Here is a 15,619-nt window from a genome sequence, read left to right on the forward strand (position 1 = left end):
ATCCAAAAATCTATAGCCACTTAGGTCGTCAACGCCGCTTTCCTGATCGGCCTTACCTTCCTGTCGTTCACCGCGGCCTTCGCCATAAGCGCCTCGCAAGATGCTTGGCGGGCCCAACACCGCGCGCGCCACTTGTTCGTTCCGTTTTTGCTGGCCGTATACCTTTGCTGGCCGTATACCGATACGACAAAAAGCCACGGGCCACGCTAACCGACCCATGGCTTATCACATGCAACCGTCGAGTAAGATACTGCCGACGACAGGGCCTGCTGATCTCGGTTCCCTCATGACGAAAGGCCCGTTCCTTCAAATGGCGCTCCCGACGCGGTCGGGGCGTCGGCCGGCTCACTGAAGCTTTCCCGCCGGGCGCGGAGCGCCTGAAGGCGCGCTCTGGCCGCCTGCACCTCGTTCCAGTGTTCAAAGACCGGGACCAGCAGGGCGACGAACGCCGCCGCGAACGGAAGAAGAACAAGGCGCGCGCCGGCCGGCACGGCGACGACGGCAAGCGCCGCAAAAAAGAGCACAAGGACAAACGCCCCGACGACCGGCGAGCGCCAGCCGAGCCACGGGGAGAGCAGGAGCAAAGCGACGGCGAAGATCCCGGCGGCGATGGCCGCCACGGCCACTCCCCACATTGTTTCTCCTCCTTTCGATCGGAATCATTCCCACCAACCGATCAAGGCGCATACGAAAAGCTGATGATGTCGACGTTCGCGCCGACCTTCCCGCCCGGCGCCGTCAAAAGCGAAATCCCTTCGCCCATCATCTCCAGCCGGCTCACCACAAGCAGCCGGTCCTGGGCCTCGACCGCCTTCAGGAAGGATTCCACGGCGGCCCCGCTGCCGGACAGCGCGAGCGTCCAGCGCGTCGCCCGGACGCGATCGCTCTGCAGGACAGCGGCGACCGCCGGAAGCGTCCCCGCGAGGTCGTCCACCGCCGCGCGATCGACGGACTCGACGGCGACGCCGGTTTGGGCGGCCAGCCGATGCCAGAGCCTGAGCAGATCCGTATCCTTCGGCGCATCCGGCAGGGCCAACGCGGCGCGGGCCGGATCGACCAGTTCCACCGACTGGGAAAGCCTTCGGATCGCCTGCCCTACGGCGACGACTTCCTGCTCCAGGCGGCGCCGTTCCTGCTTCGCCGCCTCGAGCGCCTGCCCCGCTTTCCACCCGACGAACGCCCAAACCGCCCCCAGCGCGATCCACAGGAGGAGAAGCCCGTACGGCGCAAGCCGGCGGGCGGTCTCGGCGCGATGATCCGCACCCGAGAAAACGGTCATGGCACACCCCCCGCGTCGTTCATCGTCTGCGGCTCGTTGCGGTTCTCGCCCCCAGCCTCTTGAGCCTTCGCGTCTTCCGCCTTGGCGCTTTCCTTCGCGACCGTCCACTGGACTTCAAAACGATACGTGCCGTCCTGCTCCCGGGAAATCCGGTGAAACGCCGGCTGCGCCTCGTCCTGATCAAGCGGAAGATCGCGCAGCCGGTCGATCGTTTCGGCCGCCGTCGACAGATCCCGCGCGCCCAGCGTGATGAGGAGCCCCTCCGCCGCCGAGTACTGAAGGCGGCCGATGCCGCTCCCCTGTGCCAGGCGCGCCCGGATGTCGGTGAACAACCGGACGACGCTGGTGCGCGACGACCGGATGGCCGCGACCGCCCGGCTGCGATCGGCGGCGCGCGCCAGACCGGCCTGCGCGCCCTGCAGTTCGGCCTCGAGCGCCTGGCGCTTGGCGGAAAGGGCGCCGGCGAGCGTTTGCTCTTCCCGGACGGCGCTCATGCGCATCTCCCACATGGACCACAGGAAAACGGCGGCAAAGGCCCAGGCGACGAGCGCCCAGACGGCGGCGTATTTCGCCCACGGCGAGGGGCGCACGCCGCCGAGAAAGTCGACCGCTCTCACGGCGCCACCCCCTCACGCGGTCACCGATGTTCTCGGCGCCCGGCCGCCTGCCGCCCCGGTGAATCCGGCGCGCCCTGCGGCCAGCGCGCCGTAGGCCAGCCAGTAGCCAAGCGGCGCTTCCTTCAGACGGTCCGGGCACCGCTCGATCGCCGATTCGGGAAAATTCGCCCTGAGTTCCGCCAGGAAAGCCTCCGCCGTCCCGGTCTCATCGCAGACCCAGATGCGCTCGATGGTCCGTCCGTCCTCGTGCAGCGTCGTGCGGGTGAAGCGCTCGAGGCGCTCGACGAACGGCACATCGATCGCCCCTCCGGTCGCACCGCCGGATTCTCGGGAGAGCATCCGGATGAACTCCGGCTTCCCGCGGTCGTACAGGATGGCTTCATCGCCGGAGAGGGTCCGCACGATGAGCAGCGTCACGCCGGAAAGCGACGCTCCGGCGGCCCCAAGCGCATGACGATAGCCGTACGCCGGATGGCGCACGCCGGCGACGCGGTACCCGAGCGCCGTGAAGACATCGACGTACGCGGCGGCCGTCCTCCGCTCGACCGCCGTCACCGCCACGCGGTAGCGGTCCGGCGCCTCGTCCAAGAGATCGTACGCCAGCGCCGCGTCGGCGAGCGGCACGAGGTTGCCCAGCCGCTGTTCCGTCGCGATCAGCGCCGCGAGCTCCCGCCGGCGGACTTTGGGCAGCGTCACCGTGCGGAGGACGTAATGCCCGAGCGGCATCTGCAGCAAGACGAGCCCGCGGCGCGGACCGCCCTGCGCTTGCCAGGCGTTTAAGGCGTCAAACAACCGGAGCGGATCGCCGAGGCGATCGGTGAGGACGACGCCGCCGGGCAAGGGGATGTGCGCTTTGACGCAAAGCGCCGGTGCCCCTGGCCCGCCGCCGCATTTCTGGCGTTTGACGACGTAGACCCCCTCCGGCATGATCTGCACGCCGAGCGTCGGATAGACCCCCCATGAAGACAATTGGAGACCCCCTTTATCGGATTGAACTTTCGGATTTATCTATGATCATACGGCGACGACGCAGAAACGCTCACCACAGAGAAAAATACCAAACGACCAGATCCCGCCCGTAAAGCGACAGCACCCAGGCGGCCAGGCTGAGGAAAGGCCCGAAGGGAACGGCGTCCTTGCGCGTCTTGCGGCCGGCGGCGATGAGCGCGAGGGCCACGAAGAACCCGGATAGCGAAGCGAGGAGGATGAGCGGCAGGAGCGCTTCCGGGCCGAGGTAGAGGCCGAGGACCGCGGCGTACTTCACGTCGCCGAAGCCCATGCCGCCGCGGCTTAACGCATAGATCAGTCCAAAAACGCCGCCAAACAAGAGCCCGCCGAGGAGGATGCGGCCGATCCCCGACGGATCTGCCGCCCACCGAAGGAAAAAGAGGACCGGCGCAAAAAACAAAAGCACCGGATTCGGGATGCGCAGGCTCTTGAGATCGGCGATCGTGACGACGATGAGGAGACTCGCGAACACCGCTTCGGAAAGCGCTTCCCAGGCGGAAAGCCGCCCTTCTCGCCAGAGAAGGAACAGCCAGAGAAAAAGAGCGGCCGTCAGCGCTTCCCCCAGAGGATAAAGGAAGGAGATGCGCGCGCCGCACGCGCGGCATCTCCCTTTCTGGACGACATAACTGACGACCGGGATCAGTTCTCTCGGCGACAGGCGCGCGCCGCAGTGCGGGCACTGCGACGGCGGACGGACGATCGACCGTCCCTCAAGCGTCCGCAGGGCGACGACGTTGAGGAAGGAACCGTAGACGAGGCCGAAAAGCGTGATCAGGATGCCGTAAAGCACTTAGGTAAACTCCCTTTTGGCAAGTAAACCGTGTTCGATCATTCATGGATTGGGCTGTGGCTCTTGGGTCTGTTGCCCTGGGGTCTGTTGTCTTGAAAAGATCTGTTCCGCAGTATATTTCTCATCTACTTTCGGCGATTTAATCACAACTTGGGATAGATTTCCGTCTTTGTCGAACTCGACTTTGCTATTTTCAGCCTCAATGGGTTCCCCATACCCGTCCCTTGTATCTTTTTGCATGTACCCCTTATTTTGCAATTCTTCAAGCGTTACCACTGCGTTTTTAAAATCGCCGCCTTTCTCGCTCACGATGTACAACCGTGCCGCTTCATACATCGAGATGGCCACGCCGCGGGTCGCATCTTTCTTCGCGCTGTCGATGATCCCCCCGATCAGTGGAATGGCGATCGCGGCGATGATGCCGAGGATCACCACGACGGCAAGGAGTTCAAGGAGCGTAAACCCCGCCTCGCGCGCGCGGCGGACATCGGCTTTCCGGCGATCGGCGGCCAAAACTTCACCCTGCTTCATGACTTCGACGAACATCTTCATTCCTCCTCCCCCGGATCATCGGAGATTTTGATACAGCGTCAGCATCGGGAGCAAAACCGAAAGCATGATCACGCCGATGACGGCGGCGAGGCCGACGATCAAAAGCGGCTCGATGAGCGACTTCAGCCGCGCCACCGTATGGCGCACCTCCAGCTCGTAGAAGTCGGCGATCTTCCCGAGCACGTCGTCCAGCGAGCCGGTCTCCTCGCCGACGGCGACCATCTGCACGAGGATCGGCGGGACGGTCTTTCGCCCCCGCAGCGCGCGGGACAACGATTGCCCGTCGCGAAGCGCCGTCTTTACCGCTTCGAGGTCACGCGCCACCGCCCGGTTTTGCACCACCTCTCCGGCGATCGTCAGCGCCTCCATCGTCGGCACGGCCGAGGCATAGAACGTGGCCATCGTCCGGGCGAAGAGCGCCATCGCCCCTTTTTGCGCGAGCGGGCCGACGACCGGCAGGCGGAAGCGCAGGTCGTCCCAAAGCCTCCTCCCTTCTTCCGTCCGGATCCAGGCCGCCGCGCCGATGGCCACGAGAACCGCCCCGCCGAGCCACGCGTACCAGAAGCGCACGAGCGCCTCGCTTACCGTAAGCGTCCAGACGGTGATCGCCGGGAGCGGCACGCCGAGGTCCGCGTACAGGGCGGTAAAGCGCGGGATGACAAACGTCAGCATGAAGAGGACGGCCAGGGCGGCGACGATGGCGACGATGACGGGATAGGTGAGCGCGGACTTGATCTCCTCGCGCGTCGAAAGCTGGCGTTCGTAAAAATCGGCGGCGCGCATGAGCGTCTCATCGAGCTGCCCCGACACCTCTCCGGCGCGCACCATGGCGACGAAAAAACGCGGGAAAAAGGCCGGGTGCTCGCCGATCGCCTCGGCGAACGACCGCCCGCTTCTCAGCGCCTCCGTAACCGCGGCGAGGACGCGGCGAAAGCGGCGATTCGCCGCCTGCTCATAAAGCAAGGTGAGCGCGCGCACGACCGGCACCCCGGCGCGGAGGAGCGCGGCGAGCTGCCGGGTGAAAAAGACGAACTCCTTTCCCTTCACCGGCGGCGCAAGGTAAATCTCCCGGTCCAGCGCGCTCACCCGCTGTTCGCGCACATCGAGGACGATGAGGCGCTGCTCGCGAAGCTTTCCCGCCGCCTCGCGAAGCGTCGCCGCCTCCACTCTCCCCCGCACGCGCTTACCCTTAGGGTCACGGGCCACGTAGACGAACGCCGGCATCGCTAGGCCCCCTCGTCAAATCCCGCAAAGCCGATTTCGGAGAACACTTCTTCCAGCGTCGTCTCTCCTGCCACCACCTTCTCCAGGGCGTCCTCGATGAGCCGTCGCATGCCCCGCGCCCGCGCGTGCTGCAGGATGTCCTGCGCCTCGGCCCCTTCGGCAATCATCCGCTTGGCCCGCTCGTCGAGGACGAACACCTCGTGGACGGCGAGGCGGCCGTAGTAGCCGGTAAAACCGCACGTCGGACAGCCGCCGCCGCGGTAGAGCGCATCCACCTCGCCGTACCCGAAACGGCCCAGGACGAGGGCCTCCTCTTCCGCCGGCTTCCGGCGCGTCCGACACTCAGGACAAATCCGGCGCACGAGCCGCTGGGCGACGACGCCGTTTAACGCGGCGGCGATCAAGTACGACGGGATGCCCATGTCGCGTAACCGGTCGACCGCCCCCACGGCGTCGTTCGTGTGCAGCGTCGACAGGACGAGGTGTCCGGTGAGCGCCGCGCGCACGGCGATCTCCGCCGTCTCGAGGTCGCGGATTTCGCCAACCATGATGATGTTCGGATCCTGCCGCAGGATCGCCCGAAGCCCGCTGGCGAAGGTGAGCCCCGCCTGCGGGTTGACGTTCACCTGGTTGATCCCCTCGATCTCATACTCGACCGGATCTTCGATCGTGATGATGTTCCGCGCTTCCTGATTGAGCCGGTCGAGCAGGGCGTAGAGCGTCGTCGATTTGCCGCTTCCCGTCGGGCCGGTGATGAGCACCATGCCGCTCGGCCGGTCGGTGATGGCGACGAGCCGCTTGAAGTTGTCTTCCGCCAAACCGAGGTCCTCCACCCGGCGTACGCCGCGTGACTGATCGAGGAGGCGCAGCACGATTTTTTCCCCATGCAGCGTGGGCAGCACCGACACGCGAATGTCGATCTCCCGCCCGTCGACGACGAGGCGGAAGCGCCCGTCCTGCGGCCGGCGACGCTCGGCGATGTTGAGATCGGAGACGATCTTGATGCGCGCGGCGACCATCTGCATCACGCGCCGGGAGATCGTCTGCTCCCGGCGGAGTTTCCCGTCGATGCGGAAACGGACGGTGGCGCCTTCGGCGAACGGATCGAAGTGGATGTCGCTCGCCCGAAGGCGGACGGCGCGTTCGATCGTCTGCGTGACAAAGCGGACGATCGGCGACGCTTCGTCGTAAATCTCCTCTTCCCGAAGGGCCTCTTCCCCCTGGGCCATCTCCTCGACGACTTCGCTTTCCGGCCCGTAGAGGCGAGCGAGCGCCGCGGCAAACTCGTCGGGGCTGATCAGCGCCGGGCGGACGGTCAGTCCGGTGATCAGCTCGATGTCGTCGATGGCATAATAGTCGAGCGGATCGACCATCGCCAGCGACAAGACGTTCCCCTGGCGATCATACGGGATGACGCGGTATTTCCTGGCCAACGCCTCGGGCACGATTTGGGCCAATGCCGGCGAAAGCGCCTGGCGCGACAACCGGACGTGGGGGATGCCGAGCTGCTTCTCCAGGACGGCATAGAGCGCCTCGGGGGTGATCAGTCCCCTGCGAATCAAAATGTCGCCCAGCCGCTCTTTCGTCCGCCGCTGTTCGGCGAGCGCTTCCGCCAACGCCTCTTCGGTGATCGCTCCGCTCTGGAGCAAAAGATCACCCAGGCGCAAGCGTGCCCGTGAGACTGTCAAAAACTCCCCTCCTTTCGGAGGATGTCGAGCCCATTATATAGGAAAAACGTCCTATCTGTCACTCCCTTTTCGCTTCGTTTTCCATTATAATTTTAGTACATGACGACGGGTCGATGATCACATTCCGAGTGGGGACGTGCCTTGAAACGCATCGATTTAAACAGGGAACGAACAGGGGACCAGACGAAAAGCCATGCATGTTCGACGATTTGCGTGACGCAGGCGTTCACGCTGGTCGAAGTTTTGGCGGCGCTTCTCCTCCTCACCGTCGTCAGTTTGATCGTGCTCAGCCTTGTCCTCGGATCGACACAGATCAATGCCCTAAGCCAAGACAAGAGAGAGGCCCTGCACGTCGCCCTGGCGATCGTCGAAGCGTATCGCAAACTCTCTGCGGAGGATTTGAACGACGAATTCCAAAGCCCATCGCCCGCCTGTGCCGACGCCCCCGATCCGACCTCAGGATGGCACGTTCCGCCGGAGCCGCGTCTGAACGGGATCCCGGATCGTCTATTGTTCCGCTACAGCGTCTGCGTCAAACTTGAAAAGCCGTACCGGAACAATACCGACGCGCCGCTGTACAAACTCGCCGTACGGGTCAAAGGGCCTATGGGCGAGGTCACGCACGAAGCGCTCGTCGGAGGAAGGCGGTGAAAGGGTTGAACTCCCCTCAATGCTTTGAGCGTCCCTCTTCTGAGCACGAGGCGGGGCTCACGCTCGTTGAGCTGCTCGCCGCCCTCTCCCTCTCCGCGGTGGTGATGCTGGCTTCCACGTTCATCGTGTTGGCCGTAGGACAAACTCAAGCCCGACTGACCCGCGATCTGGAAGTCGAAAGAGAAGTCGACGCCATCACCCACATGATCGAACGGCAGGTGAAAGACGCGACCCGCCTCGAACCCGTCCCTGAACAAGCGTCCGACCCCGCGTCCGGCGCCGTTCGGGCCTTCCGTGCCGTCAAAGAAGAAAATGCCCAAAAGATCGTCCGGCAGTTTACGCTTGTCGAGAGGGGTTTGCGGCTTGAAACATGGACGGAAACGCCCGACAACCAACAAGTCAACAGGCACGAAACGACGCTGCCCCTTCGTTTCTGCAGCGGCCAAACGGCTTCCGGCGACCGGACGTCTTTTGAAATAAACGGCGGAATGATTGCATTGAATCTTGTTTGTCAGACCGATCGGGGAACAGAAAAACGTTTTTTCCGCGTCGTGTCTGTCTTGCCTTAGGGGTGATCATCAATTGGACCGGATTAAACATCAGAACGCCAAAACATCTGCTTATGCGCTTCCGCTTGCCTTAATCCTTCTCCTCTTTGCGAGCGTTACGGGACTGGCGCTGGCGAGCCTGACGATCACGTCTGCTTCAATCGGTGCGAAAGGGGACAACGCCCTGCGCGCCCAATCGATGGCCGACGACGGCCTTGTCTACTGGGAAGCAAACTTCGATCAGAAAATAAAAGAAGCCGGCAACGTCGATCCTTCCGCTGCAGACCGAACACTCACGCAAATCGTAGCGTCCATCACGCCGCCCGATAACGCAGGATTTACGCTAGAAAAATCGGTCTCACCGATCAGCGGCGACCAGCACGGCAAAATAGATCCGAATGTCTACTCGGCCTACGTTACCGTCACCGTAAAAGGCACGTACGGCGCAAGCGAACGGAAAATCACCCGGACGTACCTGGTAACGACCGTGGCCAAACCGTTCATGTTTGCACTTGTGACGGACGGAAAGTTGTCCTTTAACGGTGCAGCGTATGTGGAAGGAGACGCTTTGATCACCGGCCCGCTCGAATCATCGCCGTATGCCCATTATGATTGGGGGCTGTTCGGCGGGGACACGAAAAGAACCGGCTATTCCGCACTGAAAGGGAAACTCTATTCCGAACGCGATGACATCATTTTGACCCATTACAAACGGTTATTCGGCAGTTGGGTAAAGGAACAGCTTCCGTTGACACCCGAAAACTTACAGAAAGGTTTTGTCGTCCCGCCGACGCTGTCGCACGGAACGGTTGAAAAACAAACCATACCGGTGAGGCAACTGGTTTCGGAAAAAGAAAGCCAGAAGCCTTTGCTTTCAGAGGACGTTGTGTACAAAAAATGTAAAGCATGGAATAAACGAGGAAACTGCACGCGTTGGGAGACAGATTTGATCGTCAAAGCACAAGATATTGAATTAATGAATATTCTAAATAAAAATAGAGGACTTTGGGTTAAGGGCAAATTAGAGATAAAACCCAACGTCACTTGGCTCATCGTAAACGGTGATTTGCTTGTTGAAGGAGACCTGATCATCGGAAAAGGCGCTTCTCTAAGCGTTTGGGGCGGTAATGTTTACGTCGGCGGGAAAGCGGAAGTGCAAGGGGATGGTGCGGCTCGTAGCGCTTTACAACTTAATCCCGGCCAATGGATGTATGTAGCAAAGGACACCCTCATGAAGGACGCTTATTTCCAGGGAACGCTTTATTCAAAAGGGAACGTAAGGATTCAAAAGAACCTGTGGTATCGAAGCACGATCTACACCGCTGGTGAAGCAACGATCGAAGACTTTGAGATGCAGGCTAATAACTTTACGATCGTTGCTGCCGACAAAGAGGTGCTCGTCAAAAACAATAACCTCTTTAACAGCCAACCGCTCGTGATGAACGCTTATTTTTATTCAAACCAGGATATAACGCTTTACGGCGTCGGCTCAAATATCGAAATCCACGGCGGCGTCATGGGAAGGAATGTGATACTGAACGCCGCAAAAGGAAAAACTTGGGAATGCTGGTTCGGTCTCGACATTTGTTTTGAAGAACCGCAGGAACAGCTGCCGATCGAACGGTCCCGCCTGAAGATCTTTTATAATCCCGACGTCATTCTTAATCCGCCTTCGGGAATTTATCAGCCGGGTCCGTTGACATATAAAGTGTATTCAACGTCACTCCAAGATTAAATGAACCATTCCAATATGACGGTCTGCGCTTCGTCGTCTCCATGGATGACCAAGTCGCCAAAAAGAATACATTGTCGACATCCGTGCGGGTCTTCTTGTATAATAGACGCACAATCCGCTCAGGGCAAACGGCGCGAAAGCGCCGGGCGCAAAGCTATAGGGGCTAAAGTCTCGTCGGAGCGACCGATGGTACGTGAAACGGAACGCGGCATCGCCGACGGGGCCATGCCAGCCAGCTGCCGGATTCCACACGCGTGTCTGAGACCTCAGACCATGCGCGCGAGTTCACGGCAGCTCGCGCGTTTTCGTTTTCCGGCAGCGCCCTTCAAGCGGATTCCCGTTTCGGCGTTCACGCTTTAAAAACCTTCAAGAGGAGGGAAGGGCGTTGCGGTCGGTCCATCGTCTCTTGATCGTCGCGTTGGCGCTGATCTTCGCCTTCGCTCACTCCGGTGCCGCGCTCAAACCCGTTCGGGCGGCTTCTCAGGACACTTCGGCGGCTTCCCCGTCCTCCAATGAAACCCAAGCGCCGCCTCCGTCTTCACAAGAACCGACGCCTTCTCAAAAACCGAGCGCTCCGGCGCCGACCGATCAAGCCGGCCACGTCTCGAGCGGTAAACAGAACAAAGACGAAAACGTGGACGAAGACGAAGACAAAGACGAAGATGAGGATGAGGATGAGAAACAGAAAGTTGAATTGAAAAAGGAGCGCAAAAAAGAACAAAAGCATCTCAAAAAGCTCGAAAAGGTGGAAGAAAATTACCGGAAGGGGTTGGAAAAAGCCCTCGAAAAAGTGAAGGGCACGCCGGCCGAGCCGATCATTCAGCGCCTGAACGACGCGACGCTCGAAGAACTGCAAAATTTATTGGCTCTCTTGAAAGGCGAAAGCGGCGCCAACCCCGCCGCGAACGAGCAAAATCCCGCCGGGCAGCCTGAGGACGAACGGACAAACCTCGAAAACGCGCTGAAAGCGCTGGACGACGACACGCTCGATGCCGTTTTGACGCAAACCGCCCTCGTCAAGCTCGCCGAGCGGTCCGTCAAAGAGCAGACCGAAGTCTTAAAAGAGATCGTCGAGGTCTACGAGAAGCTGGGCAAGCGGAAGGCGGCCCTCGCCGCGCAGGAAGAGCGGCTTCGGCGCGATCCCAAAGACCGGGAAGCGTACGAGAAGCTCGGCCGGTTGCTCAAAACGTCCGGGGCGGCACAAGGCATCCGCGTCTACGTCAACGGCGAGCTTCTCGCGTTTGACGTCGCCCCCAAGGTGGAAAACGGACGCACGCTCGCGCCCATTCGCGCCATCGCCGAAGCCCTCGGGCTCACCGTCACGTGGAATGAACGGACGCGCGAAGTGACGCTGGCGAACGGCGAAAAGACGATTACCTTGCAGATCGGCAACCCCACGGCCAGGATCGACGGGCAGGCCGTCGCCCTCGACGCGCCGCCGACGGTCGAACGAGGACGGACCCTCGTTCCTCTCCGCTTCGTCTCCGAAGCGCTCGGGGCGGGCGTCGACTGGGTGCCGGAGGGGCAAGTCGTCGCGGTCACGACGCCGTAAGCATGTCCTGATCACGAAAAAGCGCCCAAGCCTCAATCGGCTTGGGCGCTTTTCGCTTTGAGTTCCACCGATTCCCGGGCCACCACAGCGCGGAGATACGCCAGCACGTCGGCGCGCAGATCGTCCCGCATGAGGGCGAACTCGATCGTCGTCTGGATGAAGCCGAGCTTTTCGCCGACGTCGTAGCGCGTCCCCTCGAACTCGTAGGCGTAGATCGCCTCGTGCTCGTTCAGCCGGGCCAAAGCGTCGGTGAGCTGGATCTCGCCGCCAGCGCCGGGCGGAAGGTCGTCCAGGATCTCGAAGATCCGCGGCGTGAGGATGTAGCGGCCCATGATGGCGAGGTTCGACGGCGCCGCGTCGACGGGCGGTTTTTCCACGAGGTGCGACACGGCGTAGACGCGCGGGGCGAGCTCCTTCCCGGCGACGATGCCGTAGCGGGAGACCGCTTCCCGCGGCACGGGCTTCACGCCGAGGATCGACGCCCGATAGCGCTCGTACTGCTCGATCATCTGCCGGAGGGCCGGCTTGTCCGCGACGACGATGTCGTCGCCGAGGAGGACGGCGAACGGCTCGTCGCCGACGAATTTCCGCGCCGACCAGATGGCGTGCCCGAGTCCTTTCGGTTCCTTCTGCCGGATGTAGTGGATGTCGGCGAGCTGCGTCGGTCGGACGACTTCTTCGAGGAGCTCCCATTTGCCCTTCGCCCGAAGATTCTGCTCGAGCTCCGGCGAGACGTCAAAATGATCCTCGATCGCCCGCTTGCCTTTGCCGGTGACGATGATGATGTCCTCGATGCCCGACGCAACCGCCTCTTCGATGATGTACTGGATCGTCGGCTTGTCGACGATCGGGAGCATCTCCTTGGGCATCGCCTTCGTCGCCGGCAAAAACCGCGTCCCGAGCCCGGCGGCCGGGATGATCGCTTTGCGGATGACCATGGCGGCACCTCTTTCGACGGGGATCCGGCAGGCCAAGCCCGGCCCGCCTCGGCTCCAACGTTTCGTTCGCGCCGGCTAAACCCCCGACCGGCCCGATCTTCTTTCGGGTCAGCGGGCGGCGTCCGCCTCCGGCCGCGCCGCCGCCCGGACGGCAAAGAGGAGCGTCCCTTCGGCGGCGACCTCGCCCTCGACCGTCGCCACGCCCCGGCCGCGGCCGATCGGCCCCTTCATCCGCTCGATCTCGACCGCAAGGTAAAGCACGTCCCCCGGCCGAACCGGCCGACGAAAGCGGACGCCGTCGAGGCCGGCGAAGAGGGGGAGCTTCCCGCGGTAGTCCTCGTGGCTCAACAGGGCAAAGGCGCCGACCTGCGCCAGCGCCTCGACGATGAGGACGCCGGGCATGACCGCATAGCCCGGAAAGTGGCCGATGAAATACGGTTCGTTTATCGTCACCGCCTTGATCCCCTCCGCCCGCACCCCCGGCTCGACGGCGAGGATCCGGTCGACGAGAAGAAACGGCGGCCGGTGCGGAAGCACCGCCTGGATGTCTTCGATCGTGTGCATGCAGACGCCTCATTTCCCAGGAAATGGTTCACCCCGGCCCGCCCGAAGCGACGATCGGCGTCGACCGGAAAAGCGGTCGGGGAAAGCCGCCGCGACCCGAGCCGAAACGTTCGGGCGAGGACGGACGCGTCATCCGAGGATGATGGCGAGGAGATGCCACCACGTCGCGGGATGGAACGCCTCCCACCACGCCGTCCGGCGGCCGAGAACGGCATAGCCCAAAACGAGGCCGAGCCCGAAGGCGAGCGCGGCCGTCAGGGCAAACATCCCGACATCCGCCCGGCGCCGGCGCCGGCGGGAGGGCGGGCGGTTCCCGCCGCCTCCCGCCGCGGCGCCGCCGGAGGCGTTCGCGGCGTTCCGCCCGGAAGCGAGCCGGCCGCCCGGCGGCCGCCCGGCGCCGGAACCGTCTCCGGTCCGTCCGCTTTCGGGGAATCGTGGGTCGAAATCCCGCATTCCGCCGCTCCTTTCGCGTCGACGTTCCCGCCGACGTTCGCTTCGCAGGGTGCACCGGGGCTCCGCTTTCAAGCCCCGTTTAACGGTTCCGCCCTCCGAGCTCATCGCTTAAGCCGTCCATCTCGTCCGTCTGAACGGCGAGGCGGGCGAGAAGCCCCGTATGCCGGAGGGCAAGGAGGGCCCCGGTGAGCTCCGTCCCGAGGTCGACGGCGGACCGCTCGAGGGCGCCCTGGACGATGCGGGCCCGTTCGGTTCCCCGGAGGGCCGCCGGCACCGGCTCCGCCGCCGGCAGGCCCCCCGCCGGAAGCGCGCCGGGGCCGGTCGGAGCGAAGAAGGCGCCGTCGCCGAGCGCCCGGAGCGCATCCGGCCGATGGACCCGGTAGAGGGCGAGCCGCTGCCCGGTCGCCACGACCGCGCCGTCCGCCGTCCGCGTGAAGACCGCCCCGTCCGGCCGGACGACGAGGCCGGCGGCGTCACGGGGAATCGACACCGGAGCGCCGTTGTCGTCGAGCACAAACGCCCCCCGGCCATCGACGAGGAAAAGCCGCCCGTCCGGCGCAGGCGAAAGGGAAAACCGCCCGCCGCGGGCGAGGACGACGCCGCCCGGCGGGTCTCCTTCCGGCGGCCGGAGGCGGAACCAGCCCTCCCCTTCGATCGCGAGATCGGTCGGCTCGCCGCTCGAGACGAGGACGCCGGCCAAATCCGTGCGCAGAAAGGTCCCGCCGGCGCCGGCGCCGCCGCCCAGGCGGACGCCTTCCGGCGTGAGGCGGCTCTGGCCCGCCGTCTCGCCGCCGGGCTGGTTCTGATACGCGTCGAAAAACAGCGTCTGAAAGGCGACATCCCGCGGCTTGGCGCCGACCGTATCGGCGTTGGCGACGTTGTGGGCGGCCGCATCGAGGCGCGCCTGGGCCGCCAGAAGGCCGTGCCGGACGGCGATGAGGCTTCGCTCCATCAGACCTTCCCCACCTCGTTGATGAGCCGGTTCAGCGTCCCGTCGGCGGCCAGGAGCGCCCGCTGATTGGCTTCGAAGTACCGATACGCCGCCATCGCTTCGGTCATCGCCCGGGCGAGGTCGACGTTGGCCGCCTCAAAAGCGCCCCGCTCGATCCGCACCGCCCCGAGGGGAAAGCGCCCGTCGAGGCCGGCCCAGACCGGGGCGCCGCCCATGCGGAAGCGGTTCCCGCCGTCTTTGACGAGGCCGGTGACCGCCGGCACGTCCGGCGCCGGATCGTTCCCCGCCGGAAGGCGCCGGTCGGCGAAGACCGCCACCGCCGGCCGATAAGCGAGGGAAAACGCCGGCGCCGCCGGATCGACGAGGCGGATCCGGCCGCCTTCCTCGACCCGCACGTCGTAGACGGCCGCGCCGAAGCGGACGGACAGCGGGTGCGGCGCTCCGATCGGAAGACCGTCCGGCCCTTCGTCGACGACGAGCAGCCGGTCGCCGGCGGACGTCGCCAGATACCCTTCCGGGTCGATCGTAAGCCGGCCGTCCCGGGTGTAGGCGACCGTCCCGGCCGGCGAGCCGGCCGGCTGCACGGCGAAAAACGGGATCCACCGGGGAGCCCCCGGCCCGCGAACCCCCTCCGGCAGCGCCGTCGGATCGAGATCGGCGACGAGGGCGAGATCAAGGGGCCGGCCGGTGGCGACGATCGGTCCGGACTCAAAGCGCGGAACGATCTCATGGATGTAGACGCCGGCGTAAGTCGAACCGATCCCGACCGGCGTCGGCGCCTGTGCGCCGGTCGGGCCAGGGCCCACCCCGGTCCCGGCGCCGGCGGGGGCCGGGATGGGACCGGCGCCGACGCCGGCCGGACCGACCCCCGGGCCGGGGTCTCGAAGCCGGGCGAGGAAAAGCTCCGGAAAGGCCCGGCTGATCGCCTGATCGGCCCGATAGCCGGCGGTCTCGAGGTTGGCGAGGTTGTCCGCGACGACTTCCGTCCGACGCCGCCCGGCGAGCAGTCCCGACGCGGACGCTTCGATCCCCCGGATCACTTCGACTTCCCCCTTTCGCCCGGGTCGG

The 15,619-nt window shown here is 63.9% G+C and carries 17 protein-coding genes and 1 riboswitch; of the genes, 4 read left to right on the forward strand and 13 right to left on the reverse strand.

Translation table 11 applies throughout. The annotated features are described in order from the left end of the window. Positions 1-284: 284 nt before the first annotated feature. The 8 genes from K2M58_RS11880 to K2M58_RS11915 all read right to left on the reverse strand — a co-directional run bounded on the left by K2M58_RS11880 (position 285) and on the right by K2M58_RS11915 (position 7,158). A complete protein-coding gene (locus tag K2M58_RS11880; RefSeq protein ID WP_220677713.1) occupies positions 285-635 on the reverse strand; it encodes a hypothetical protein in 351 nt (116 codons plus the stop codon). 41 nt (positions 636-676) lie between these two features. Then, positions 677-1,279, reverse strand: coding sequence for a hypothetical protein (locus K2M58_RS11885; protein ID WP_220677714.1), 603 nt, complete (start codon positions 1,277-1,279; stop codon positions 677-679). Continuing rightward, entirely contained in the window at positions 1,276-1,896 is a 621-nt protein-coding gene (locus K2M58_RS11890) for a hypothetical protein (protein WP_220677715.1), read from the reverse strand. Before K2M58_RS11890 ends, K2M58_RS11885 begins: the two co-directional genes overlap by 4 nt. Before the next feature lie 12 nt (positions 1,897-1,908). Next, the gene (locus tag K2M58_RS11895; RefSeq protein ID WP_220677716.1) at positions 1,909-2,865 is read right to left on the reverse strand and encodes a type IV pilus biogenesis protein PilM; all 957 of its coding nucleotides are present in this window, start codon (positions 2,863-2,865) and stop codon (positions 1,909-1,911) included. 70 nt (positions 2,866-2,935) lie between these two features. Beyond that, the gene (locus tag K2M58_RS11900) at positions 2,936-3,694 is read right to left on the reverse strand and encodes a prepilin peptidase (RefSeq protein ID WP_066201615.1); all 759 of its coding nucleotides are present in this window, start codon (positions 3,692-3,694) and stop codon (positions 2,936-2,938) included. Positions 3,695-3,736: 42 nt separating this feature from the next. After that, positions 3,737-4,240, reverse strand: a complete 504-nt coding sequence (locus tag K2M58_RS11905) for a prepilin-type N-terminal cleavage/methylation domain-containing protein (protein ID WP_066441801.1) — start codon at positions 4,238-4,240, stop codon at positions 3,737-3,739. Positions 4,241-4,261: 21 nt separating this feature from the next. Next, positions 4,262-5,470: a type II secretion system F family protein gene (locus tag K2M58_RS11910; RefSeq protein ID WP_220677717.1), complete on the reverse strand. Its 1,209-nt coding sequence runs from the start codon at positions 5,468-5,470 to the stop codon at positions 4,262-4,264. A 2-nt stretch (positions 5,471-5,472) separates the two neighbouring features. After that, a complete protein-coding gene (locus K2M58_RS11915) occupies positions 5,473-7,158 on the reverse strand; it encodes a GspE/PulE family protein (RefSeq protein ID WP_220677718.1) in 1,686 nt (561 codons plus the stop codon). Positions 7,159-7,299: 141 nt separating this feature from the next. Between K2M58_RS11915 and K2M58_RS11920 the strand changes: the two genes are divergently transcribed. The 4 genes from K2M58_RS11920 to K2M58_RS11935 all read left to right on the forward strand — a co-directional run bounded on the left by K2M58_RS11920 (position 7,300) and on the right by K2M58_RS11935 (position 11,644). Next, positions 7,300-7,809: a prepilin-type N-terminal cleavage/methylation domain-containing protein gene (locus tag K2M58_RS11920; protein ID WP_220677719.1), complete on the forward strand. Its 510-nt coding sequence runs from the start codon at positions 7,300-7,302 to the stop codon at positions 7,807-7,809. After that, entirely contained in the window at positions 7,806-8,378 is a 573-nt protein-coding gene (locus tag K2M58_RS11925; RefSeq protein ID WP_220677720.1) for a PulJ/GspJ family protein, read from the forward strand. Before K2M58_RS11920 ends, K2M58_RS11925 begins: the two co-directional genes overlap by 4 nt. A 13-nt stretch (positions 8,379-8,391) precedes the next feature. Continuing rightward, positions 8,392-10,092, forward strand: a complete 1,701-nt coding sequence (locus tag K2M58_RS11930) for a hypothetical protein (protein WP_220677721.1) — start codon at positions 8,392-8,394, stop codon at positions 10,090-10,092. Between the two features lie 113 nt (positions 10,093-10,205). Next, positions 10,206-10,336, forward strand: a riboswitch (cyclic di-GMP riboswitch). Between the two features lie 390 nt (positions 10,337-10,726). Then, entirely contained in the window at positions 10,727-11,644 is a 918-nt protein-coding gene (locus K2M58_RS11935) for a copper amine oxidase N-terminal domain-containing protein (protein ID WP_220677722.1), read from the forward strand. A gap of 32 nt (positions 11,645-11,676) precedes the next feature. On the opposite strand, the gene galU is transcribed toward K2M58_RS11935, so the two are convergent. The 5 genes from galU to K2M58_RS11960 all read right to left on the reverse strand — a co-directional run bounded on the left by galU (position 11,677) and on the right by K2M58_RS11960 (position 15,591). Then, positions 11,677-12,582, reverse strand: coding sequence for a UTP--glucose-1-phosphate uridylyltransferase GalU (galU, locus tag K2M58_RS11940; protein WP_220677723.1), 906 nt, complete (start codon positions 12,580-12,582; stop codon positions 11,677-11,679). Between the two features lie 108 nt (positions 12,583-12,690). Continuing rightward, on the reverse strand, positions 12,691-13,146 hold the full coding sequence (fabZ, locus tag K2M58_RS11945) for a 3-hydroxyacyl-ACP dehydratase FabZ (protein WP_220677724.1): 456 nt from the start codon (positions 13,144-13,146) through the stop codon (positions 12,691-12,693). A gap of 129 nt (positions 13,147-13,275) precedes the next feature. Continuing rightward, positions 13,276-13,599, reverse strand: a complete 324-nt coding sequence (locus K2M58_RS11950; protein WP_066201589.1) for a DNA-directed RNA polymerase subunit beta — start codon at positions 13,597-13,599, stop codon at positions 13,276-13,278. Between the two features lie 79 nt (positions 13,600-13,678). Continuing rightward, positions 13,679-14,551: a flagellar hook-basal body protein gene (locus tag K2M58_RS11955; protein ID WP_220677725.1), complete on the reverse strand. Its 873-nt coding sequence runs from the start codon at positions 14,549-14,551 to the stop codon at positions 13,679-13,681. Next, positions 14,551-15,591 (reverse strand): flagellar hook-basal body protein, encoded by a 1,041-nt coding sequence (locus K2M58_RS11960; RefSeq protein ID WP_066201582.1) that lies wholly within the window; start codon positions 15,589-15,591, stop codon positions 14,551-14,553. The genes K2M58_RS11955 and K2M58_RS11960 overlap by 1 nt, the downstream gene beginning before the upstream one ends. Between the last annotated feature and the right edge of the window lie 28 nt (positions 15,592-15,619).

Origin of the sequence: Hydrogenibacillus sp. N12, assembly GCF_019645935.1 — a bacterium.
Taxonomy (GTDB): Bacteria; Bacillota; Bacilli; order Thermicanales; family DSM-22653; genus Hydrogenibacillus; species Hydrogenibacillus schlegelii.

Excerpts from the sequence above, each read along its gene's own strand:
- K2M58_RS11955 (WP_220677725.1), bottom strand. The coding sequence starts at position 14,551 with ATGGAGCGAAGCCTCATCGCCGTCCGGCACGGCCTTCTGGCGGCCCAG.
- fabZ (WP_220677724.1), bottom strand. The coding sequence starts at position 13,146 with ATGCACACGATCGAAGACATCCAGGCGGTGCTTCCGCACCGGCCGCCG.
- K2M58_RS11905 (WP_066441801.1), bottom strand. The coding sequence starts at position 4,240 with ATGTTCGTCGAAGTCATGAAGCAGGGTGAAGTTTTGGCCGCCGATCGC.
- K2M58_RS11950 (WP_066201589.1), bottom strand. The coding sequence starts at position 13,599 with ATGCGGGATTTCGACCCACGATTCCCCGAAAGCGGACGGACCGGAGAC.
- galU (WP_220677723.1), bottom strand. The coding sequence starts at position 12,582 with ATGGTCATCCGCAAAGCGATCATCCCGGCCGCCGGGCTCGGGACGCGG.
- K2M58_RS11885 (WP_220677714.1), bottom strand. The coding sequence starts at position 1,279 with ATGACCGTTTTCTCGGGTGCGGATCATCGCGCCGAGACCGCCCGCCGG.
- K2M58_RS11880 (WP_220677713.1), bottom strand. The coding sequence starts at position 635 with ATGTGGGGAGTGGCCGTGGCGGCCATCGCCGCCGGGATCTTCGCCGTC.
- K2M58_RS11910 (WP_220677717.1), bottom strand. The coding sequence starts at position 5,470 with ATGCCGGCGTTCGTCTACGTGGCCCGTGACCCTAAGGGTAAGCGCGTG.